Origin of the sequence: Aeromonas sp. R4-1 (assembly GCF_040908325.1) — a bacterium.
Lineage (GTDB): Bacteria > Pseudomonadota > Gammaproteobacteria > Enterobacterales > Aeromonadaceae > Aeromonas > Aeromonas veronii.
The window spans coordinates 107,077-127,583 of the sequence record NZ_JBFODM010000003.1 but is presented as its reverse complement, the minus strand read 5'-3'; the positions used below and the strand labels follow the sequence as shown (position 1 = coordinate 127,583).

General features: G+C 61.5%; 20 protein-coding genes. 3 read left to right on the top strand and 17 right to left on the bottom strand.

The annotated features are described in order from the left end of the window. Positions 1-283 precede the first annotated feature (283 nt). A complete protein-coding gene (locus AB5Y90_RS00620; protein ID WP_368166410.1) occupies positions 284-1,987 on the bottom strand; it encodes an amidase in 1,704 nt (567 codons plus the stop codon). A 125-nt stretch (positions 1,988-2,112) separates the two neighbouring features. After that, a complete protein-coding gene (gene aguA, locus AB5Y90_RS00615) occupies positions 2,113-3,210 on the bottom strand; it encodes an agmatine deiminase (RefSeq protein ID WP_368166409.1) in 1,098 nt (365 codons plus the stop codon). A gap of 154 nt (positions 3,211-3,364) precedes the next feature. Between aguA and AB5Y90_RS00610 the strand changes: the two genes are divergently transcribed. Beyond that, a complete protein-coding gene (locus AB5Y90_RS00610; RefSeq protein WP_033115874.1) occupies positions 3,365-4,318 on the top strand; it encodes a LysR family transcriptional regulator in 954 nt (317 codons plus the stop codon). Between the two features lie 58 nt (positions 4,319-4,376). On the opposite strand, the gene AB5Y90_RS00605 is transcribed toward AB5Y90_RS00610, so the two are convergent. Then, the gene (locus tag AB5Y90_RS00605; RefSeq protein ID WP_005335495.1) at positions 4,377-4,943 is read right to left on the bottom strand and encodes a TetR/AcrR family transcriptional regulator; all 567 of its coding nucleotides are present in this window, start codon (positions 4,941-4,943) and stop codon (positions 4,377-4,379) included. Positions 4,944-5,142: 199 nt separating this feature from the next. Here AB5Y90_RS00605 and AB5Y90_RS00600 point away from each other — a divergent pair, with 199 nt between their 5' ends. Then, positions 5,143-6,180 carry an alkene reductase gene (locus AB5Y90_RS00600; RefSeq protein WP_368166408.1) on the top strand — a complete coding sequence of 346 codons (1,038 nt, stop codon included), beginning with the start codon at positions 5,143-5,145 and terminating at the stop codon, positions 6,178-6,180. 114 nt (positions 6,181-6,294) lie between these two features. Here AB5Y90_RS00600 and rpoS read toward each other — a convergent pair whose 3' ends face one another. From rpoS to putP, 10 genes are all read right to left on the bottom strand, one after another. Further along, positions 6,295-7,278: an RNA polymerase sigma factor RpoS gene (gene rpoS, locus AB5Y90_RS00595; RefSeq protein WP_005335504.1), complete on the bottom strand. Its 984-nt coding sequence runs from the start codon at positions 7,276-7,278 to the stop codon at positions 6,295-6,297. 45 nt (positions 7,279-7,323) lie between these two features. After that, on the bottom strand, positions 7,324-8,394 hold the full coding sequence (locus tag AB5Y90_RS00590) for a LysM peptidoglycan-binding domain-containing protein (RefSeq protein ID WP_069528917.1): 1,071 nt from the start codon (positions 8,392-8,394) through the stop codon (positions 7,324-7,326). Between the two features lie 9 nt (positions 8,395-8,403). Further along, positions 8,404-8,985 carry a YqaA family protein gene (locus AB5Y90_RS00585; protein ID WP_021229508.1) on the bottom strand — a complete coding sequence of 194 codons (582 nt, stop codon included), beginning with the start codon at positions 8,983-8,985 and terminating at the stop codon, positions 8,404-8,406. Further along, positions 8,982-9,599: a protein-L-isoaspartate(D-aspartate) O-methyltransferase gene (locus tag AB5Y90_RS00580; protein ID WP_005335507.1), complete on the bottom strand. Its 618-nt coding sequence runs from the start codon at positions 9,597-9,599 to the stop codon at positions 8,982-8,984. The genes AB5Y90_RS00585 and AB5Y90_RS00580 overlap by 4 nt, the downstream gene beginning before the upstream one ends. Positions 9,600-9,606: 7 nt before the next feature. Then, positions 9,607-10,368: a 5'/3'-nucleotidase SurE gene (gene surE, locus AB5Y90_RS00575; RefSeq protein ID WP_005335515.1), complete on the bottom strand. Its 762-nt coding sequence runs from the start codon at positions 10,366-10,368 to the stop codon at positions 9,607-9,609. Further along, positions 10,349-11,407, bottom strand: coding sequence for a tRNA pseudouridine(13) synthase TruD (truD, locus tag AB5Y90_RS00570; protein ID WP_005354508.1), 1,059 nt, complete (start codon positions 11,405-11,407; stop codon positions 10,349-10,351). The genes surE and truD overlap by 20 nt, the downstream gene beginning before the upstream one ends. Then, on the bottom strand, positions 11,407-11,883 hold the full coding sequence (gene ispF, locus AB5Y90_RS00565; RefSeq protein ID WP_040097825.1) for a 2-C-methyl-D-erythritol 2,4-cyclodiphosphate synthase: 477 nt from the start codon (positions 11,881-11,883) through the stop codon (positions 11,407-11,409). Before ispF ends, truD begins: the two co-directional genes overlap by 1 nt. 146 nt (positions 11,884-12,029) lie before the next feature. After that, positions 12,030-12,722, bottom strand: a complete 693-nt coding sequence (gene ispD, locus AB5Y90_RS00560) for a 2-C-methyl-D-erythritol 4-phosphate cytidylyltransferase (protein WP_368166407.1) — start codon at positions 12,720-12,722, stop codon at positions 12,030-12,032. Continuing rightward, positions 12,715-13,032, bottom strand: coding sequence for a cell division protein FtsB (gene ftsB, locus AB5Y90_RS00555; RefSeq protein WP_005335520.1), 318 nt, complete (start codon positions 13,030-13,032; stop codon positions 12,715-12,717). The genes ispD and ftsB overlap by 8 nt, the downstream gene beginning before the upstream one ends. Positions 13,033-13,240: 208 nt before the next feature. Further along, positions 13,241-14,758 (bottom strand): sodium/proline symporter PutP, encoded by a 1,518-nt coding sequence (gene putP / locus AB5Y90_RS00550; protein ID WP_005354514.1) that lies wholly within the window; start codon positions 14,756-14,758, stop codon positions 13,241-13,243. Between the two features lie 326 nt (positions 14,759-15,084). Between putP and AB5Y90_RS00545 the strand changes: the two genes are divergently transcribed. Then, positions 15,085-15,978 carry a VirK/YbjX family protein gene (locus tag AB5Y90_RS00545; RefSeq protein WP_368166406.1) on the top strand — a complete coding sequence of 298 codons (894 nt, stop codon included), beginning with the start codon at positions 15,085-15,087 and terminating at the stop codon, positions 15,976-15,978. Between the two features lie 69 nt (positions 15,979-16,047). On the opposite strand, the gene AB5Y90_RS00540 is transcribed toward AB5Y90_RS00545, so the two are convergent. The 4 genes from AB5Y90_RS00540 to AB5Y90_RS00525 all read right to left on the bottom strand — a co-directional run bounded on the left by AB5Y90_RS00540 (position 16,048) and on the right by AB5Y90_RS00525 (position 20,438). Then, a complete protein-coding gene (locus AB5Y90_RS00540) occupies positions 16,048-16,974 on the bottom strand; it encodes a L,D-transpeptidase family protein (protein WP_005354531.1) in 927 nt (308 codons plus the stop codon). Positions 16,975-17,161: 187 nt separating this feature from the next. Further along, positions 17,162-18,403, bottom strand: a complete 1,242-nt coding sequence (locus tag AB5Y90_RS00535; protein ID WP_005335524.1) for a mechanosensitive ion channel family protein — start codon at positions 18,401-18,403, stop codon at positions 17,162-17,164. Positions 18,404-18,546: 143 nt separating this feature from the next. Beyond that, positions 18,547-19,746 carry an acetate kinase gene (locus tag AB5Y90_RS00530; protein ID WP_005354534.1) on the bottom strand — a complete coding sequence of 400 codons (1,200 nt, stop codon included), beginning with the start codon at positions 19,744-19,746 and terminating at the stop codon, positions 18,547-18,549. A gap of 221 nt (positions 19,747-19,967) precedes the next feature. After that, a complete protein-coding gene (locus AB5Y90_RS00525) occupies positions 19,968-20,438 on the bottom strand; it encodes a YhcH/YjgK/YiaL family protein (RefSeq protein ID WP_181269185.1) in 471 nt (156 codons plus the stop codon). Positions 20,439-20,507 lie beyond the last annotated feature (69 nt).

Sequence of the window (20,507 nt, the reverse complement as noted above, 5' to 3'; positions counted from 1 at the left end):
GGCATTTACGGGAGAAAAAATCGGCTCAAACATGAAGAAATGAAATGACTGCGTCAGCCGAGAAGAATTTCCCCGCTTATTCGCACCTTCCCTAGTAGTTTTAGGAAATTAGCAGCCTTCTATGACAGATTGAAATGGGGATGGTAGATAATAATTTATCAACAGTCATTAAATAATAACCTGTTGTTTTATGCTTGATCTTTAAGTAAGCCCACCCGTATAACGGGTGGGCTTACTTCTATTATCACCAGACTAACCCGAGATATTTAACTCACACCAGCAATCAAACCAACGGCGGCGTCCGTGGCGGTACCATACGCTTGCTGCCGGTGGACTCGAAGGCCGAGGCAAAGCGCAGCAGGTTGTTATCGTCATAGGCGCGACCGGCGAAGGTCAGGCCCACCGGCATGCCGATATCGGCCATCACCCCCATGGGGACGGTAACGGTCGGCACGCCGAGGTGGCGAATGGCGAGGTTGCCGTTGGCAACCCAGATGCCGTTGCTCCAGGCGATATCGGCGGAGGCCGGATTCACATCCGCATCAGCCGGGGCGACGTCGGCAACGGTCGGGAACAGCACGGCGTCGAGCTTGAGCCCGTCCATCCAGTCCTCCAGGTCCAGCTTGCGAGTCTTCTCCAGACCACGCAGGCCGTCCGGCACTGTGGCGATCTCGTCCCAGGATTTCAGGCCGCGCTTGGCCATATTGACGTACTCGTCCATGCCCGCCGCCAGATCGCCCTCGCGGTTCGGCAGGGTGCCCGGGTCGTGGGGGAAGATCTTCGGCCCATCGACATCCTCAAGCTTGTTCAACTTGGGATCGCCGTTGGCGCGCAGGAAGTCGTCGAACGCCCAGCCGGAGAGCTCCCACAGCTCGTCGTTGAGAAACTCCGGGCTCACGATGCCGCGATTGAACACGGTCGGCGCGCCGGGTCGATCCCCTTCGCAGTTGGAGACCAGCGGGAAGTCCACTTCGATAACTTCGGCGCCAGCGGCTTCCAGCGCCTTGCGCGCATCTTCCCAGAGGGCGATCACGGTCTCGCGGGTATGGATGCGCTGACCGGTCGGGCCGCCGATGCCGGGATTTTCGCTGGTGCCAGCCAGTTCATCCTTGTTGATAAACATGCGCGGCACGCCGAGGCGCTTGCCCTTGAGGGCATCGGCCTTGGCTGCCAGCTCCAGATAGGAAGCCGGACGCACTTCAGAGGCCTTGGGCAGCTGCACCCAGGGCTGCATGCGCCACAGATCGCCACGGGTCTCGGCATCGTCGGCGACCACTACGTCGAGCACTTCCAGCAGATCATTCATGGTGCGGGCATAGGGCACCACCACATCCATGGTCGGAGTCAGCGGCCAGTTGCCGCGCACCGAGATGACGCCACGGGACGGGGTGTAGGCACACAGACCGTTGTTGGAGGCAGGGCCACGGCCGCTCGACCAGGTCTCTTCCGCCAGACCGAAGGCGGAGAAGCTGGCGGCGGTGGCAGTACCGGCGCCGTTGGAAGAGCCGGAGGCAAACGGCGCGGTCAGGTAGTCGGCGTTGTAGGGGCTCTCGGCACGGCCATAGACGCCGCGCTGCATGCCACCATTGGCCATCGGCGGCATATTGGTTTTGCCAAGGCAGATGGCACCGGCGGCGCGCAGGCGCTCAACGGTAAAGGCATCGCGCTGGGCCACCAGATCCTTGAAGGCCGGGCTGCCGGAGGCGGCGGTCAGCCCCTTGACCAGATAGCTGTCTTTGGCGGTGTAGGGGATGCCGTCGAGCGGGCTCAGGGTCTCGCCACGGGCGCGGCGGGCATCGGAAGCCTCGGCCTCTTTCAGCGCATCGGGATTGGCAACCACCACGGCGTTGAGTTTGGTGGCAGTCTCGGGGCCGTTGTAGGCCTCGATCCGGGCCAGATAGGCCTTGACCAGTTCGACCGCTGTGGTGCGGCCTGATTCGAGCTCGGCACGCAGCTCGGCAATGGAAACCTCGGTCACTTCGATCATGGGGATCTCCTGTAAAAGGGTGACAGTTTGTCATGATGATCGCCGCATCAGCGCCTGCGACCATCACACTATCAAGGGATAAAACCCCACTGAGTGGGGTTTGGAATACTCACCGGAACCGGTTCTTATTTGCCGGAAGGGATCTGCTGAGTAATGCAGTGGATATTGCCACCGCCCAGCAGGATCTCGCGAGCCGGCACGCCGATCACGGTGTGCTCCGGGAAGATCTCTTCCAGAATGCGCTGGGCTTCGCCATCGGTGGCGGCATCCAGCAGCGGATAGACGATACGATCGTTGGTGATGAGGAAGTTCACGTAAGAACCGGCCAGACGGCCCTCGGCCTCGCGCGGCACACCGCTGCCGCTCTCGACACCGGCAGACTCCTCTTCAGTGCAGAACAGCGGGCCCGGCTGGGGCAGCTTCCACACTTTCAGCTTGCGACCCTTGGCATCGACCGCCGCTTCCAGCACCTTGAGGGCAGCCACGGAGCGGGCGTACTGGGGATCGTTCTGGTCGTCAGTCCAGTGCAGGGCCACTTCACCCGGACGCACGAAGCAGCACATGTTGTCGATGTGGCCGTCGGTTTCATCCATGTAGACGCCTTCGTCCAGCCAGATAAAGCTGGTGACGCCGAGATAGTCGCGCAGGTGAGCTTCGATCTGCTCTTTGGTCAGGTGCGGGTTGCGGTTTTCGTTGAGCAGGCACTCGGCGGTGGTCAGGCAGGTGCCTTCACCATCGACGTGGATAGAGCCCCCTTCCAGAATCAGCGGCGCGTCGTAACGAGCCATGCCGTGCTGGGCCAGCACCTGGGCTGCGACCTCTTCATCCTGATTCCACGGGTAGTAGAGACCCCCCTTGTGACCGCCCCAGGCGTTGAAGCCCCAATCCACCCCACGGCACTCGCCGGCCGCGTTGGTGACGATGGTGGGGCCGGTATCGCGGGCCCAGCAGTCATCGCTGTTCATTTCGACCAGGGTCACATGGGCGGGCATGATGGCGCGGGCCTGCTCCATAAACTGGGCTGGCACCCCCATAAAGACCGGGGTGGCTTGCCCGATGGCATCCGCCACCTTGGCGAAGGTCTCTTGCGCGAAGCGACCGGCTACGCGCCAGTTGTCCGGGCGAAACGGCCAGATCATCCAGACGGCCTGCTGGTGCGCCCACTCGGCGGGCATGGTGAAGCCGTCGGCGGCCGGCGTGGAGTTAATGGTCTTGATGCTCATCGCAAGGCTCCTTGCATGGATTGAGGCCCCGTTTACGCCAGATGCGGTGCGGGAACCCGGAAAAATAACAGTGGGTCGCAGATTAAGACGTTGCGCCCCCATCCATCAAATGAATAGGATGGATTGTCCCATAAACACGGCGAATAATCCCCCCATGAAACTGCACCAGCTCGACCTCAATCTGCTGCTCGCTTTTGACGCCCTGATGACGCAGGGCAGCGTCACCCGCGCCGCCGAAGCGCTCTTTATCAGCCAGCCCGCCATGAGCCACTCCCTTAACCGGCTGCGCACCTTTCTCGGCGACCCGCTCCTGGTGCGCACCCCGCAGGGGATGCTGCCGACCCCGCGCGCCCAGCGGCTGCACCTTGGGGTGCAGCAGGCGCTGCGGCTGCTGGAGCAGCAGCTCACCGAGGAAGAAGAGTTCGAGCCGAGCCAGTCGAAGCGGCGCTTCGTGCTCTGCACTACCGACTACGTGGAGTGCGTGCTGATCCCGCCGCTTATCCAGCGGCTCAGACGGCTGGCACCTGGGGTCACCATCGAGATCCGCATCCTGCGTGACACCCTGCCCGAAGCTGAACTGGCGAGCGGCGAGATCGATCTGGTGCTGGGGTTTGACGAGTACATGCAGGTGCCGGGGTATCTGGGCAAGGAGACCTGGCTCACCGAGCCGCTGGCCGGACTGGTGCGCGCCGATCTGCCGATTGCCAAATCGGCCCCCGCCGGCGCCGAGGATGACCCCTCCCAGTGGCAGGAGCGCATCACCCTGCAGCAGCTTATCGCCATGCCCCATGTGTTCCACTCGCCCCTTGGCACCTCGGAGGCGAGCCTCGACCGCTATCTGAAGAGTCAGGGCTTTAGCCGCACCATCTCGGTCAACAGCCAGAGTTATATGTCCGCCGCAGCCATCGTCAGCCAGAGCGATCACCTGCTGGTGCTGCCCAGCATGGTAGCCGAGCTGCTCGCCACCCACTGGCCGCTGAAAAGCCTGCCGCTGCCCGAGGACGTGCCCGACTACCACCTCAACTGCGTCTGGCACCCCGTGCATGCCCAGCAACCCGCACTGGTGTGGCTGAAAGATTTGATGAAAGAGCTGGTGGGGCCGAGGTAACCCTCCCGCAAACAACAGTGGCTCCCGAGGGAGCCACTGTTGTTTCTGCGGTATCGCGTTACGCCCGCAGGGCCCGCATCAGCTGGGCGACTACGTCGTCGAGCAGGGGGCGATCGGGGCGGCACTGGGCGAAGGTGACCAGCCCTTGCAGGTTGATCAGCAGCAGGGCAGTGAGGGTATGGATATTGCTATCCGGGGCCAATTCACCCTTGGCCTGCGCCTGCGTCAGCAACTCGGCCAGATCCTGCTCCAGCTCGCCATAGATCCCCTTGACCCGCTGGGTCAGCTCCTCATCCTGCTCGCTCAGCTCCATCATGGTGCGGGTCACCAGACAGGAGCCGCAGAGCGCCTCACCCACAATCCGGTCGAGATAGGCCGCAAGGCCCGCCAGCGGGCTCGGGTTGTCGAGCAGGGAGCGGCGCAGGGTGCGTTTGCCCTCGACATAGTGATCCACCGCAGCCAGCAGCAGGCCTCGCTTGTTACCAAAGGCGCCGTAGATGCTGCCCGGGTGCAGGCCGGTGGCAGCCACCAGCTCCTGCATGGTGGTTTTGGCATATCCCTTGGCGCGAAACGCTTCCATGGCATTTCGCAGTACCTCGTCCCGATCAAACTCGGCTATGCGCATGGTTCCTCCCGTGGGAAATGGTTCACCGGCAAGGAGCAACAGGGCCCGCCGATAAAGAGTGGCTGGAAAGGGCGGCAAGTTTACCCCAGTCGCCCGCTCGGGCCAACCTTCTTGAACGCGCATTCAAAAAAAGCTTGCGCCCGACGCAAAAAACGTCTTGAATGCACGTTCAAGAATAACCCGTTCAGGACAACCTATCATGAATACCCTGTTTCAGCCGTATCGACTCAATGACACTCTGACCCTGGCCAACCGTTTCATGATGGCCCCGCTCACCCGCTGCATGGCAGGCCCAGGTCTGGTGCCGACCGAGCAAATGGCTGCCTATTACGGCCGCCGCGCCGACATCGGCCTGATTGTTTCCGAGGCCGTCATCATCCGCCCCGACGCGCAGGGCTACCCCAATACCCCGGGCCTCTTCACCCAGGCGCAGATCGATGGCTGGAAAAAAGTGACCAGCGCCGTGCACGCCAAAGGCGGCAAGATCTTCGCCCAGCTGTGGCACGTCGGTCGCCTCTCCCACCCCTTCTTCCATCAGGCTGAAGTGTTGGCCCCCTCTGCCGTGGCGCACGAGGGCACTGTGCCCCGCATGCGCGAGCTGACCTATCAGGTGCCGCGCGCCCTGACCGAGGCGGAAATCGCCCAGCTGGTGCAGGATTACGCCCAGGCCGCTGCCAACGCCATCGAGGCGGGCTTTGACGGGGTGGAGATCCACGGTGCCAACGGCTACCTGATCGACCAGTTCCTGCACCACTCTACCAACCTGCGCACCGACAACTATGGTGGCAGCCCGGAAAAGATGAGCCGCTTCGCGCTGGAAGTGGTCGATGCCATCAGCACCCGCATCGGCGGTGATCGGGTTGGTATTCGCCTCTCCCCGGGTGCCTATGTCCATCTGGCGGGCAGCCCGGAAGATCGCGCCGTGTTCGACTATCTGCTGGGCAAGCTCAACGACCGCCCGCTGGCCTATACCCACCTCGGCATCTTTGATGACAACCTCACCTTCGATTATCTGGGTGGCCGCGCCTCCGACTATCTGCGCGCCCACTACAAGGGCAATCTGGTCGGGGTGGGCAACTACGACGCCGAGCGCGCCGCTGCGGCCATCGAGGCCAACCGCTTCGATCTGGTGGCTATCGGTCGTCCGCTTATCGCCAACCCGGACTACCTCACCAAGGTGAAGAAGGGCGAAGCGCTGGTTCCCTACGCCGACACCATGCTGGCCGAGCTGGTATAACCACGAAGCCATCGCCAGACGACAGGCAATAAAAAACGAGGGGAGCAGTTGCTCCCCTCGTGCTATCTGGCTGATGCCGCATTCCGTTGGTGCGGGCTTAATTGGTGCGGATGCTTAATTGGTACGAAATAGCGCCTCGATGGAGAGCCCCTGGCTCAGCAGGATCTCCCGCAGACGGCGCAGCCCCTCCACCTGGATCTGGCGTACCCGCTCGCGGGTCAGGCCAATCTCGGCCCCCACATCCTCGAGGGTGGCAGGCTCATAGCCCAGCAGACCGAAACGACGGGCCAGCACTTCCCGCTGCTTGGGATTGAGCTCCTCAAGCCAGTGGACAATGCTGCTGCGCATATCATCTTCCTGTGACTCCAGCTCAGGCCCCATGCCGCGCTCGTCGGAGAGCACATCCAGCAACGCCTTGTCGCGATCGCCACCGATAGGGGTGTCCACCGAGGTGATCTTCTCGTTGAGCTTGAGCATGCGGTTCACGTCATCCACCGAACGATCCAGCGCAAAGGCGATATCCTCGGCGGTCGGTTCATGATCGAGACGGTGAGAGAGTTCGCGCGCGGTGCGCAGGTAGACGTTTAACTCCTTGACCACATGAATGGGCAGACGGATGGTGCGGGTCTGGTTCATGATGGCCCGCTCGATGGTCTGGCGGATCCACCAAGTGGCATAGGTGGAGAAACGGAAGCCGCGCTCGGGGTCGAACTTCTCGACCGCACGGATAAGACCGAGGTTGCCCTCTTCGATAAGATCCAGCAGCACCAGGCCGCGGTTGTTGTAACGACGGGCGATTTTCACCACCAGTCGCAGGTTGGACTCGATCATGCGCTTGCGGGCAGCTTTGTCACCCCGCAAGGCACGACGGGCGTAGTAGACTTCCTCTTCGGCAGTGAGCAGCGGGGAGAAGCCAATCTCCCCCAGATAGAGTTGCGTGGCATCCATCACCTTGTTCAGCTCAGGTGCCAGCAACTCATCGGAGATAGTCTCGTCCGCCTCGGCGGCTACCTCCTGCAACTCTTCTACCTCGTGAGATTCGGGTTCAGCGTCAAACTCTAACTCTGCATCCTGCATTACCAGTTGTTCTTGGCTCATGGTGTGTCTCCCTGACGTTACCAGAGTAAGACGGTCTCTCTGGGGTTAACGCTTTGGCAAATAGCTCATCGGATTGATCGACTTGCCTCTGTACCGGATCTCGAAATGCAATCGCACATCCGGCGCGTCCGTGCTACCCATGTTGGCAATGACCGAGCCCCCCTTGACGCTGTCCCCTTCCTTCACCCGCAACTCGTCGTTGTGTGCGTAAGCGGAGAGATAGTCATCATCATGCTTGAGGATAATCAGCTTGCCGTACCCCCTTAAAGCACTGCCAGCGTATACCACTTTACCGCTGCTGGCGGCGTAGACGGGTTGCCCCTTCTGGCCGGCTATGTCGATCCCCTTGTTACCCTGTTCTGCAACAGAGAACCCCTCGACGATCCGGCCTTTTGCGGGCCAGTGCCAAGCAAGTCTCGACTGGGAGTTGTTTGTTTTTTGTTCTTTGACCTGAGCGTATTCCTTCGGTGCTGCCGGAGCAACGGATTTCTGAGAGATGAACGGCGTGGTCTGACCAGATCCACTCGGCTCGGCCAACGGACGCGGACCGCTGCTCGGACGGCTCACGGCCACCGGCGTCACGGTTGTCGGGCGAGTCGCAGCCACCATCTGGGTCGAACCGCCGCCTGCGGTCTGGACATTGAGCACCTGACCCGGTTGCAGCGCATAGGGGGCGCTCAGGTTGTTGCTCTGGGCCAACGCCTGCGGTGTCATGCCGAACTGGCGGCCGATGCTGCTCAGGGTATCGCCGCGGCGCACCTCATAGGTACCGGCACTGCGGCTGCTGCCAACACTGGCGCTGGAACCATCGAGTCGCAGTCGCTGCCCCGGATAGATGTTGTAGGGCGGGCTGATGTTGTTGAGGCTGGCCAGCGACGGCACGTCGTTGCCGGAGTTGAAGGCGATGGAGTAGAGGGTATCGCCCCGTTTCACCACATAGCTGCCGCCCTGAATGGGGGCGCTGACCTGGGCACCGCTTTGGCGAGCCGGAATGGTCGAGACAAACTGCCCCTCATCAACACCATCTACCGGAGCTGCATTTTTACTGGAGGAGCAGGCAAGCAGCAGCCATGACAACACCACGACACTGCTTCCTTGCCAAATACGCGAACGCATAATGGATCCTTAACGACTAAACCAGAAATAGGCCACCACGGCCAGACCAATACAGAGCCAACCGAGCACATCAACATAGTGCATCAGTTTGCGTTCCATCTTCTCGCCACCCCAACGCATCAGGCCCGCAACCAGGAAAAAGCGCATGCCACGACCGATGAGGGAGGTGATGATGAAGGGCAGCAGAGCCATTTGCAACAACCCTGCCGTCACGGTAAACACCTTGTAGGGGATAGGGGTGAAGCTGGCAATGAAAATGACCCAGATCCCCCACTGCTCAAACCAGTTGCGAGCAATCTCGATCTTGTCCTGATAGCCCACAGACTCCACCAGTGGCAGCACGACCGGATCCCACAGGGCATAGCCAAGGGCATAGCCAAACAGGGCGCCCAACACAGAGAAGAGGGTAGCCAGCGTGGCGTAGTGCCACGCCTTGTGGGGCTTGGCGAGCGCCATCGGCGCCAGCATCACATCCACCGGGATCGGCCAGAACACCGACTCGATGAAAGCGGTGATGGAGAGATACCAGGGGGCATGCTTGTGGCGAGCCCACTGCATCACCAGTACGTACAAACGGGAAAACAACTTCACTCAACATCTCCGTCAATCAGGGGAACAAAACGTACCGGCTCCAGAATACGGCTGGTCAGCTGGGATCCGGATCGTTCGATCAGCTGCAGGGTCTGCTGGCTGTCACCCACGGGCAACACCAGTCGACCCCCTTCGGCCAGCTGATCGGTGAGCGCCGTCGGGATCTCGCTCGCCGCGGCCGTCACCAGAATGGCGTCATAAGGCCCCTTGTTGGGCCACCCCAGCCAGCCGTTGCCGTGCTTGGCCGAGACATTGTGCAGATCGAGCTGGCGCAGTCGGCGCCGGGCCTGGAACTGCAGCGACTTGATCCGCTCCACGGTATACACATGCTCCACCAGATGGGCGAGGATCGCCGTCTGGTAGCCCGAGCCAGTGCCAATCTCCAGCACATGGGCCGGATTGTTTTGCATCAGCAACTCGGTCATTCGCGCCACCATATAGGGCTGCGAAATGGTCTGGCCGTGGCCAATGGGCAGGGCGGTGTTATCCCACGCCTTGTGCGCCATGGCCTCGTCCACAAACAGCTGGCGCGGCACTTTCGCGATGGTCGCCAGCACGCGAAAATCGCGAATATCCTGCGCAATGAGCTGATTTAACAGGCGCTGTACTATCACACCACCCTCATCCCTGCAGATCTAACCAGGCCCCCAGACCGGCGAGACTGTCATAGGCAGTCATGTCGATGGTCAGAGGGGTAATCGAGACATAGCCCTGCTCGATGGCAGCAAAATCGGTGCCTTCACCGGCATCCTGCTGGCTACCGGGGGGGCCGATCCAGTAGATGGGCTGGCCACGGGGATCCTCGGTGCAGATCACCGACTCCGCCCGGTGGCGGTTGCCAAGACGGGTGGTCTTGATCCCCTTGATCTGCTCGAGGGGCAAGTCCGGCACGTTGACGTTGAGGATCTGATCGGCAGGCAGGGGGTGTTTCATCAGCCCCTTCACCAGCAGGGCCGCATAGTGGGCCGCCGTGGCGAAGTGGGTCTTGCCCACCAGCGAGATGGCGATGGAGGGATAGCCAAGATGGCGCCCCTCGGTGGCCGCGGCGACCGTGCCCGAGTAGATGACATCATCCCCAAGGTTGGCACCGTGGTTGATGCCGGCCACCACCATGTCGGGTTCAGGACGCACCAGCTCGTTGACCGCCAGATGCACGCAGTCGGTCGGCGTCCCCTTCACCGCATAGCTCTCGCACCCATTAAAGCCGTTTTCTGCAATGCGGGTAACCCGCAGCGGTACTTCCAGCGTCAGGGAGTGACTCGCGCCGCTGCGGTTGCGATCCGGCGCCACCACAATGACCTCGCCGCAGGCGCGCAGGGCCTCGCTGAGGGCACGAATCCCCTCGGCATGCACACCATCATCATTACTGACCAGAATTCGCATCGGTCTGATTCCTGAAACCGTGATCGGCCTCTTCGGCCTGCATTAACTCGCGCACCACGCTGGTGGCAAACGCGCCCGCCGGCAGGAAGAAGGAGAGGGTCAGCGCCTCGCCGTCCAGCTGCCAGCTCATCTGCTCCGGCTTGAGCAGCAGGGGGCGCCTGTCCTGATCCAGCCCGGCTTTCTCCAGCCCGTCACACCAATCGCTGTAAGGGGCCAGCACGCCCTGTTCGAACTCGGCAGCGGCACCCTGACTGGCCAGACGGCCACGGCCCCACTGGGGCGCGGTCAGCTGCACGTCGCCGGAGGCAAGACGCGCTTCCAGCTCGGGGGTCACGCTCTCTTCGCTGAAGATGGAGTGGCTGCCCTTGAGCATCACGCAATCACCGGCCAGCAGCTGATGAGCCAGCCCCTGCTCGATACGGGCGCTGACAATGGCGTTGAACAGCATGCTGCGGGCGGCAGAGAGGTAGAGGGAGCGCTTGTTGCGATCCTTGATCCGCTTGCCGGCAAACATCGCCTTGGCCGCTTCCAGATTGTTGCCATCGCGGCCAAAACGCTGCTCACCATAGTAATTGGGTACGCCCTGAGTGGCGATGGCCTGCAGGCGCGCTTCCAGCCCGTCGGCCTGTTCCAGACCGGTGAGACGCAGGGTGAAGTGGTTGCCCTTGAGGTAGCCGACCCGCAATTTGCGGTTGTGACGCCTGGCTTGCAGGATCTGGATGCTGTCGCTCTCGATGACCGACAAGTCCGGCTCGGCCTTGCCTGGCAGGTGAATGCCAAACCACTGCTCGGTCACCGCGTGGCGATCCTTCAGGCCCGCCCAGGTCACCGCATTGCGGTTGACCCCAGCCGCATCGGCCAGCAGACCCGCTACCCAGGCGGTGTTCTCGCCGGTTTTGCGCACCCGGACGAAGATATGCTCCCCTTCACCGCAAGGCTCGAAGCCGAGATCTTCATTCACCACGAAGTCGGCGGCCTCGGCCTTGAGGATACCGCGGGCGGTGGGCGCCCCGTGCAGATAGGCAAGTTGTTCCAGCATTATTGTTTCACCAGTAGGACGACGGCTTCGGTGGCGATCCCTTCCTTGCGCCCCGTAAACCCAAGCTGTTCGGTGGTGGTCGCCTTGACGTTCACCCGGTTCAAATCACATTGCAGATCGGCGGCCAGCACGGCGCACATGGCGTCGATATGGGGGGCCATTTTGGGGGCCTGGGCGATGATGGTCACATCCAGGTTGCCGATGGCATACCCCGCCTGCTGTACCCGGGCAAAGACATCCCGCAGCAGAATGCGACTGTCGATCCCCTTGAACTCGGCAGCGGTATCGGGGAAGTGGCGACCGATGTCACCGGCACCGATGGCCCCCAGCAGGGCATCGCTCACCGCGTGCAGCACCACATCGCCGTCAGAGTGGGCAACCAGCCCCTGCTCGTAGGGAACCGGCACGCCACCCAGCATGCAGGGGCCAACACCACCAAATTTATGGACATCAAAACCATGACCAATGCGCATCATCAGCGGCAACCTCCCAACATGCTGAAACCAACCCCATCAATTTTGTGTACGTCCACACCATGTCCAATCCGGATCATGCTAACTCCTTGTTCGGGCCTGTTTGTTCGAGACACTCTGCTCTGAACGGTCTGTTCTGACTGAGGGGCTTATGCCTGCTGGCTTAAAAACAGCCCCGCCAGCGACAAGTCTTCCGGCCGGGTCACTTTGATATTGTCGGCGCGCCCCTCCACCATCCGCACCGTGAATCCGGCCCGCTCCATGGCGGAGGCCTCGTCGGTGATGGTGGCGCCCAGCAGCAGCCCCTCTTCGAGCGCCCGCTTCAGGGCACGGGTCGGGAACATCTGCGGCGTCAGGGCATGCCAGAGCTGCTCGCGCTCGACGGTGGCGATGATATTGCCCTCCCCATCGGAGCGTTTCATGGTATCGCGCACCCGACTGCCGAGAATGGCACCGCCGCAGTTCATGGCCACGGCAATCAGCGCATCTAGATCGCCGTGAGTCAGACAGGGACGGGCCGCATCGTGCACCAGCACCCACTCCCCTTGCGCCACATGGAGACCATTGAGGACGGAAAAGGCGCGCTCGGCGCCTCCCTCTACCCGCACAATGCGCGGGTCGGCCGCCACGGGCAGGGCCTCGAACCAGCGGTCATGGGGCGCCAGCGCCACGATCACCTGGGCGATGGCCGGGTGGGAGAGCAGCCGCTCCAGGGTATGTTCGAGAATGGTTTTACCCGCCAGTTGCAAGTACTGCTTGGGGCAATCGGCCCCCATCCGGCTGCCGATACCGGCGGCAGGGACGATCGCCGTCAGGCCGGATACCCGGCTGGCATCAGTCATCGTAGGGCTCATCGTCCGGCGCTGTCTCTTTGTCTTTCTCTTTGGGGATGATCCGGTAGAAGGTCTCCCCCTGCTTGATGTAACCCAGATCGTTGCGCGACAACTCCTCGATGGCCTCGAGGCCAGAGGTGAGATCATCTATCTCGCGGTAAATGAGGTCGTTACGATCCTTGAGAGTCTGGTTGTCCCGCTGTTGCTGCGAGATGGCCTCCGACAGGTTCTGATAATCGGATAGCCCGTTCTTCCCCAGCCAGAGGTCATATTGCAGTCCCCCCAGCAGGAGGATCAGGATCAGGGTGAATAGCCGCATGCACTAGGTCTCCTTCAGGCGGCCTAGTGTCCCATATTCGGTGCCAAGACAAAAGAAAGCGAGCACCCGGGAGCCACCGGCCGAACATAAAAAAGTGCCCAAGAGTGAATCAGATAGCACAAAGCCCCGCCAAACCGGTGCAAGGATGGCCAACCAGGGCGTTCCTTGTCCGGGGGCGGGGCTCTCAATCAGAAAGCGGTAAGGGGGATCAGTTCACCGCGACCGGCTCTCCCGCGCTCTCGGCCGGAGTGTTGTACTCCTCCTCGGCATCGCGGAAACGCTCCAGCATCGCTTTTGAGGGCGCTTCGCCCAGCAGACTGCCCACCACGATGGCCAGCAGTGCAAACAGGAAGCCCGGGATGATCTCATACAGCCCCAGCCAGCCGAACTGCTTCCAGACGATGACGGTGATGGCACCGACCAGCATGCCCGCCAGCGCGCCGTTGCGGGTCATCCGCGGCCAGAGCACCGAGAGCAGCACCACGGGACCAAAGGCGGCACCGAAACCGGCCCAGGCGTAGCTCACCAGCCCCAGCACCCGGTTTTCCGGATTCATGGCAACGGCGATGGCAATCACCGCGATCAGCAGCACCATCAGGCGCCCCACCCACACCAGCTCACGCTGGGAGGCGTTCTTGCGCAGGAACGGCTTGTAGAGATCCTCGGTGATGGCGCTGGAGCAGACCAGTAATTGACAACTTAGAGTGCTCATCACCGCCGCCAGGATGGCGGAGAGCAGCACACCGGCGATCCAGGGGTTGAACAGGATTTTGGAGAGCTCGATAAAGACCCGCTCCGGGTTGCCGGTCACCCCAGCCGCCACTTCCGGGAAGCGGGCAAAGTAGGCCAGACCGAAGAAACCGATGGCCACCGCACCTGCGAGGCAGAACACCATCCAGGTCATGCTGATACGGCGGGCATTGGCCATGGAGTGGTGGGAATCCGCCGCCATGAAACGGGCCAGAATGTGGGGCTGACCGAAGTAACCAAGGCCCCAGGCCATCAGCGAGACAATGGCGATCACATCCAGATTCTTGAACATGTCGAGGTTGGTAGCGCTCTTGGCGGCCACCTCGATCATGGCGCTGTCCACCCCGCCGACGGCGATGATGACGAAGACCGGGGTCAGGATCAGGGCGAAGATCATCAGGGTCGCCTGCACCGTGTCGGTCCAGCTCACCGCGAGGAAGCCGCCGAAGAAGGTGTAAGTGATGGTGGCGGCGGCACCGACCCAGAGGGCGGTGTTGTAATCCATGCCGAAGGTGCTCTCGAACAGACGGGCACCGGCCACCACGCCGGAGGCGCAATAGATGGTGAAGAAGAGCAGGATCACCAGCGCCGAGAGAATGCGCAGCACCTTGCTGTGATCTTCAAAGCGGTAGGTGAAATAGTCAGGCAGGGTCAGGGCGTTGCGGTTCTTCTCGGTATGTACCCGCAGGCGACCCGCTACCCAGCGCCAGTTGAGGTAGGCGCCGATGACCAGACCGATGGCGATCCAGCTCTCGGAGATGCCGCTGACGAAGACGGCGCCGGGCAGCCCCATCAGCAGCCAGCCGCTCATGTCGGAGGCGCCGGCGGAGAGGGCTGTGACCCAGCTCCCCATCCGGCGGCCGCCCAGAATGTAGTCATCAAAGTTGCGGGTGGCGCGATAGGCGACGAAGCCGATCAACACCATTCCGAGGATATACACCAGGAAGGTGATTAACATGGGTGTGCTAGCTGTCATGCAAAACTCCGTTTTGTGTCATTTTCTGCCCGCTCTGGTGACGGGCTCATCCCTAAAAAACCGGCCTAGCTTAATCAGCCGTTCGCGCCAGCTCAACCGCTTTTAACAAACACAAAACACAATAAAAACCTTTGCGCATCAAATCATCTGCCGCATCAAGAGGATGGCGCCAGATTTCCTGCCGTGGCCGTGACGGTCATCTCGCAGCGCCAGCCGCTACTGAGCGTTATGTTTTCACATTTTGTTACTATCCATTTTTTTACAAGCCAGCGCCCCGCTCCTACACTCCCCGCCCTGTCTCATTACACCAGTCAGAGGTCGGCACCATGTCATCTCATCTGTCACACCTGCGAACCCTCGCCCGCCGCCTTCACCCGGTGGAGGAGTCGGGTCATCTCATCCGACGGGCCAAGTATGTGGGGCGTCTCTGGCTCAATCCCGGCGCCCGCGCCCTCTATCGCCAGCAGCAGGAGCAACCGCTGCTGGCGCAGGCGATCAGCCGCTTCCCCGATATTCTGGAAAAGCCGATCCACCCCTATCGCCACAAGGGGCTCAGTAAGCGCCTGCGAGCCGGGCTTATCAGCGGCCACTACCAGCAATTGGCACGTCAGCTGCCCAAGGCGCAACAACTGGCAATCTACAGCGGGCGCGGCCTGCTGCTGGCCCAGTGGCAGAGCGACAAGCTGACGGCCCCCCTCACCCTGCAACTGGATTACCAAACCCACATGGGCAAAGAGGGGGAGATGAGCCTGACCCTCAAGCTGGGTGACGCGGCCCTCTATTACATGGCCCTCAATCTGCGCCCCGCGCCGAACCCAACCCTCGAAATCTGCTCGCTGCAGGGCGGCAAGGGGCAGAGCGAGGAGATCAAGCAGGTCACCAAGGCGTGCGGCGGACTGCGCCCCATGTCCCTGCTGGTCTATATGGCCGCCGAGCTGGCCCGGGGGCTGGCATGCAAGCGCCTGCTCGGGATCCGCACCCAAAGCCACGTCTATCAGAGCAGCAAGCGCACTGCCGATCGGGTCAAGTTCGACCTCGACGGCTTGTGGCAGGAGCATCAGGGCTGCGTGCAGGATGAACTCTGGATGAGCCTGCCGCTGGAGGTGCCCCGCAAGACGCAGGAGGAGATCCCCTCCCGCAAGCGGGCCAGCTACAAGGCGCGCTATCAGCTGCTCGATCAGCTCGGCAGCGAGCTGCAGGCAAATCTGCTGCGAAGCTGAGTCAACGCAGCAGAAACACAAAGGGCGAACAGCATGCTGTTCGCCCTTTGTCGTGATGGGGATTTGCCGTTAGCGGTTGATCGCCATCGGCATGCCGTTGCGCTGCTCCAGCGCCTGCTTCACCAGTTGGGAGTCACTGTCGGCGTGGGCAATGAAGCGGGTCACCGCCGGAGTCATCGGCAGCGGTGCCGGCAGCTTGGAGTTGAACTCCTCTTCGCTGCGCGACAGCGGCTGATGCACTTCCAGATAGCGGACACCATTGGGCTCGAGAGAGGCCTTGATCGGCTGGTTGACGAACTGGACGCGAGTACCGACCGGTACCTGCTTGAACAGATAGGCGATGTCATCGTTGCGCAGGCGCACACAGCCGTGGCTCACCCGCAGGCCGATGCCGAAGTTGGCGTTGGTGCCGTGAATGGCGTACATCTTGCCGATGTAGAGGGCGAACAGACCCATGGGGTTGTCCGGACCGGCCGGCCATACCGCAGGCAGGCTCTCGCCACGGGCGGCATATTCGGCATGCATCTTGGCGGTCGGGGTCCAGGTCGGGCCAGCTTTCTTGCGCTGCACGCTGGTCACCCAGTTTTCCGGAGTATCGGTGCCGAGCTGGCCGATACCGATGGGCAGCACTTCCACCACTTTTTTACCCTTGGGGTAGTAGTAGAGCCGCATCTCGGCCACGTTCAGCACGATCCCTTCACGGGGTGCATCAGGCAGGATCAGTTGCTGGGGGATCACCAGCTTCTCGCCGGTCTGTACCAGCAGGGGATCCGCATCGGGGTTGGCTTCGGTCATGTTGGTGAGCCCCAGCTGGAATTTGGCCGCAATGGCCTCCAGCGGCTGGCCGTTCTCTTCGGCCGGAACCACGTATTCCAGATTTTCCCCTACCAGACGGCTGTTGGCCGCAGGCAGAGCATATTCAACAGCGAAAACCGGCGCAGCGGTCAGCAGCAGGCTGTAGCAGAGTGTTGCCACACTATTGCGAAGGAGCTTCATAACTTTCCCATGATGATGACTTGAAGTGACGTCTCTGGGCTGGCAGCTGATCAAGAGGGGATCAGGGGCGCGAAGAGAAGGCCGCCATTTTTCTCCTCTGCACGGCAAATTTCAACTGACAAGTGGCGACGGGTCGATGATTAATATGCGGTTTTTTCCGCGTCCTCGACCCGCCCGGTTTCCCTGTTTATCCCCGTTGCCAGGCACGCATGTCGTAACCTGTGGGAGATTGATGCAACCGCAGATGAAATTGCTCAATGATGGCAAAGATATGGTCGAAAATATCGGCCTGGATCCCTTCGTAATCGGCCCATGCGGTGGTCGCGGTAAAGCAGTAAATTTCCAGCGGCAGACCGTCTGACGTGGGTGCCAGCTGGCGCACCATCAGGGTCATGTCCTTGCGAATGCCGGGGTGGGCACGCAGGTAGGCATCCAGATAGGCGCGCAGGGTGCCGAGGTTGGTGAGGTGACGGCCGTTGATGGGGCAGCTCAGGGCATCGCTCAGCTGCTGGTTGTAAGCGCTCAGCTCCTGCTCCTTGCGGCTCAGATAGGGTGCCAGCAGCTGCGCCTGCTTGAGCTGCAACTGCTCCTCGGCCGTCAGAAAGCGCACACTGGTCATGTCGATATTGACGCTACGCTTGATGCGGCGGCCGCCCGACTCGGTCATCCCCTGCCAGTTCTTGAAAGAGTCGGAGATCAGGGCATAGGTGGGAATGGTGGTGATGGTCTTGTCCCAGTTCGACACCTTGACCGTGGTAAGCCCGATGTCGGTCACCTCACCATCGGCGCCGTACTTGTCCATCTGCAGCCAGTCACCGACGCTCAGCATCCGGTTGGCGGAGAGCTGGATCCCCGCCACCAGCCCGAGGATGGGGTCCTTGAACACCAGCATCAGCACTGCGGTCATGGCACCCAGACCGCTGAACAGGAACAGCGGCGACTTGCCGAGCAGCAGGGCGATCATCAGGATGCCCACCAGAATGCTGCCTACCAGCTTGGCCCCCTGGAAGATGCCACGCAGGGGCAAATCCCGACCAAGGCGGGTGTAACGGCTCACCGACAACAGGCAGTCGAGCAGGGCGAAGAAGGCCAGCAGCAGGAACAGCAAGATCCAGAGCTGGGCCACCATTTCGATAAGCTTGAGGCTATCCGATTGACGGGGCAGCCAGATCTCCGCCTGACCGAGCAGCACGGCCCCCTGCAGCACGAAGGCGAGCCGGTTGAAGAGGCGCTGTTGCAGCTGGGGCGGCAGCCATACCTGCTTGGCCTTGCCGAGGATCCCCACCAGCCGGACCAGCAGCACCCGGTGCAGCGCCATGTGCAGCAGCAACGAGGTGATGACGATAAAGCCCAGCGCGATCACCAGCGCCATCAGGCTGGTCACTTCCACCCCAAGGCCCGACAACCAGTTAAAAAACGCCTCTTTCATTGCTCTCTCCCGAACCGGGCAGCCCGCTGGCTGCAAAAACAGTGATGGTCAGGGTACCGCTCCCCTCCCCCATGTCAAATCGGCGTACGCCAGAAATGACAACGCCCGGCACAGGCCGGGCGTTGTTTCAAAACGAGGCTGACTTAGCAGACCAGGCTCAGGGCATCGCGGGCGATGACCAGCTCTTCGTTGGTCGGGATCACCATGGCGCAACGGCTGTCGGCGGTGGTGATGCGACCTTCGCCACCCAGTACCGCGGCGTTGTTGGCCTCTTTGTCCACCTTGAAGCCGAACAGGGCCAGACGGTTCAGCACCATCTCGCGCACCATGGCGGCGTTCTCACCGATACCACCGGTAAAGACCACGGCGTCCAGACGACCGTCCATCGCAGCGGCATAGGCGCCGACATACTTGGCCACACGGTAGGTGAAGACATCCAGCGCACGCTTGGCACCGGCGTCGGTGGCGTAGTTGGTGGTGACGTAGCGGCAGTCGCTGCTCGCTTCTGTCATCCCCAGCAGACCGGACTCACGGGTCAGGGTGTGGTTGATCTGCTCCACGCTGTAACCAAGCTGGTCGTGCATGAAGAAGACCACGGCCGGATCGATATCGCCAGAGCGGGTACCCATCGCCAGACCTTCCAGCGGAGTCAGCCCCATGGAGGTGTCAACGGATTCGCCGTTCTTGATGGCGCAGACAGAGGCACCGTTACCCAGGTGGCAGTTGATGATGTTCAGTTCATTCAACGGCTTGCCCAGCTCTTTCGCCGCTTCTTCCGCGATGTAGCGGTGAGAAGTACCGTGGGCACCGTAACGACGGATGCCGTGTTCGCGGTAGAGCTTGTGCGGCAGCGCATAGAGGTAGGCCTCTTGCGGCAGGGTCTGGTGGAACGCGGTGTCGAACACGGCCACGTTCTTCTCGGACAGCTGCGGGAACACTTTCAGCGCGGCGCGAATACCGATGAGGTGGGCCGGGTTGTGCAGCGGGGCGAACGGAATGGCGGCTTCGATACCGGCGATCACGCCGTCATCAATGCGCACGGAGCGGGAGAACTGCTCGCCACCGTGTACGATTCGGTGACCGATGGCCACCAGTTGCTCGGCAAGAGTCGGATCCTGCGGCAGGATGTGACCCACGATATGGTCGAGGGCCTCCTGGTGAGCGGCACCCGCTCCCAGCATGGCTTCGCCCTTGACCCCGTGGAGTTTCCATTTGATACGTGCATCATCCAGATTGAAGCATTCGGCCAGGCCGGACAGCATGTCCTCACCTGTTTCGGCGTCCATTACGGCAAATTTCAGGGAAGAGCTACCGCAGTTAAGGATCAATACCAACTTGCTCATTTTCTACATCTTCCTGTGCTTCGGCTTTATGCCGACAGTGTCGTGTCATCCAAAAGAGGATGGGATTCCCCTGCCGGGGGCTTATGGTCGCAGGAGGGTGCGTCCAATTTTTCAATTCTTGCTCTTGAAAGAGCGATCGCAACTTGTGGTGCGTATCACTGGTTTCAATGCTTGCGAGCCTCAACGCATCAGCAGCACAGGGCTCGCCTCAATGGGAGTGCTCAGGCGATAGCCAGCAGATCCTTGTGTACCTTGACCACCAGCTTCTTCACCTTGGCGGGCTGGTTGAAGGTACAGAGCGGGCGGTGCAGCTCGCCCGGCCAGAAGATGGCGAAATCGCCCGGTTGCAGCGCCAGGTAGCTGGTCTGCTCGTCATCGACAAACCAGAGGTCGGGATGGGGATGGTCGGCGCCGTCGCTCACGTAGTCGTGGGGGCCCACACCTATCCACTCTTCACCGCGCAGCAGCAACTGGATATCGAGATACTGCTGATGGAATTCGCCACGGCGATCCGCGGCTGGCTCGGTCAGATCTTCGCTCACCAGACAGAACAGATTGAGGCCATCGATCTCGCTCTTGCCGAGCGGAGCGTCACCCCAGTGAGCCACGCTCTTCACCACCTCGGCCATGATGCGGGCCAGCGGGGCGGGCAGCGGCGTCCGCTGCAGGGTGTTCAGGCTACCGGTGATCATGGCGTCTGTTTCCTGTTAGGTATATCTGGGCGGCATCTTTGCCAGCCAATGAAAAAGGACCTGTGACAG

What these genes read in the sequence shown, in the direction of transcription:
- ftsB (WP_005335520.1), bottom strand. Translation starts at nt 13,032, where the DNA reads ATGCGGCTATTCACCCTGATCCTGATCCTCCTGCTGGGGGGACTGCAA.
- surE (WP_005335515.1), bottom strand. Translation starts at nt 10,368, where the DNA reads ATGCGAATTCTGGTCAGTAATGATGATGGTGTGCATGCCGAGGGGATT.
- AB5Y90_RS00535 (WP_005335524.1), bottom strand. Translation starts at nt 18,403, where the DNA reads ATGAAAGAGGCGTTTTTTAACTGGTTGTCGGGCCTTGGGGTGGAAGTG.
- AB5Y90_RS00545 (WP_368166406.1), top strand. Translation starts at nt 15,085, where the DNA reads ATGTCATCTCATCTGTCACACCTGCGAACCCTCGCCCGCCGCCTTCAC.
- ispF (WP_040097825.1), bottom strand. Translation starts at nt 11,883, where the DNA reads ATGATGCGCATTGGTCATGGTTTTGATGTCCATAAATTTGGTGGTGTT.
- AB5Y90_RS00590 (WP_069528917.1), bottom strand. Translation starts at nt 8,394, where the DNA reads ATGCGTTCGCGTATTTGGCAAGGAAGCAGTGTCGTGGTGTTGTCATGG.
- AB5Y90_RS00610 (WP_033115874.1), top strand. Translation starts at nt 3,365, where the DNA reads ATGAAACTGCACCAGCTCGACCTCAATCTGCTGCTCGCTTTTGACGCC.
- AB5Y90_RS00530 (WP_005354534.1), bottom strand. Translation starts at nt 19,746, where the DNA reads ATGAGCAAGTTGGTATTGATCCTTAACTGCGGTAGCTCTTCCCTGAAA.
- ispD (WP_368166407.1), bottom strand. Translation starts at nt 12,722, where the DNA reads ATGACTGATGCCAGCCGGGTATCCGGCCTGACGGCGATCGTCCCTGCC.
- rpoS (WP_005335504.1), bottom strand. Translation starts at nt 7,278, where the DNA reads ATGAGCCAAGAACAACTGGTAATGCAGGATGCAGAGTTAGAGTTTGAC.
- AB5Y90_RS00620 (WP_368166410.1), bottom strand. Translation starts at nt 1,987, where the DNA reads ATGATCGAAGTGACCGAGGTTTCCATTGCCGAGCTGCGTGCCGAGCTC.
- AB5Y90_RS00600 (WP_368166408.1), top strand. Translation starts at nt 5,143, where the DNA reads ATGAATACCCTGTTTCAGCCGTATCGACTCAATGACACTCTGACCCTG.
- truD (WP_005354508.1), bottom strand. Translation starts at nt 11,407, where the DNA reads ATGCTGGAACAACTTGCCTATCTGCACGGGGCGCCCACCGCCCGCGGT.
- AB5Y90_RS00525 (WP_181269185.1), bottom strand. Translation starts at nt 20,438, where the DNA reads ATGATCACCGGTAGCCTGAACACCCTGCAGCGGACGCCGCTGCCCGCC.
- AB5Y90_RS00605 (WP_005335495.1), bottom strand. Translation starts at nt 4,943, where the DNA reads ATGCGCATAGCCGAGTTTGATCGGGACGAGGTACTGCGAAATGCCATG.
- putP (WP_005354514.1), bottom strand. Translation starts at nt 14,758, where the DNA reads ATGACAGCTAGCACACCCATGTTAATCACCTTCCTGGTGTATATCCTC.
- AB5Y90_RS00540 (WP_005354531.1), bottom strand. Translation starts at nt 16,974, where the DNA reads ATGAAGCTCCTTCGCAATAGTGTGGCAACACTCTGCTACAGCCTGCTG.
- aguA (WP_368166409.1), bottom strand. Translation starts at nt 3,210, where the DNA reads ATGAGCATCAAGACCATTAACTCCACGCCGGCCGCCGACGGCTTCACC.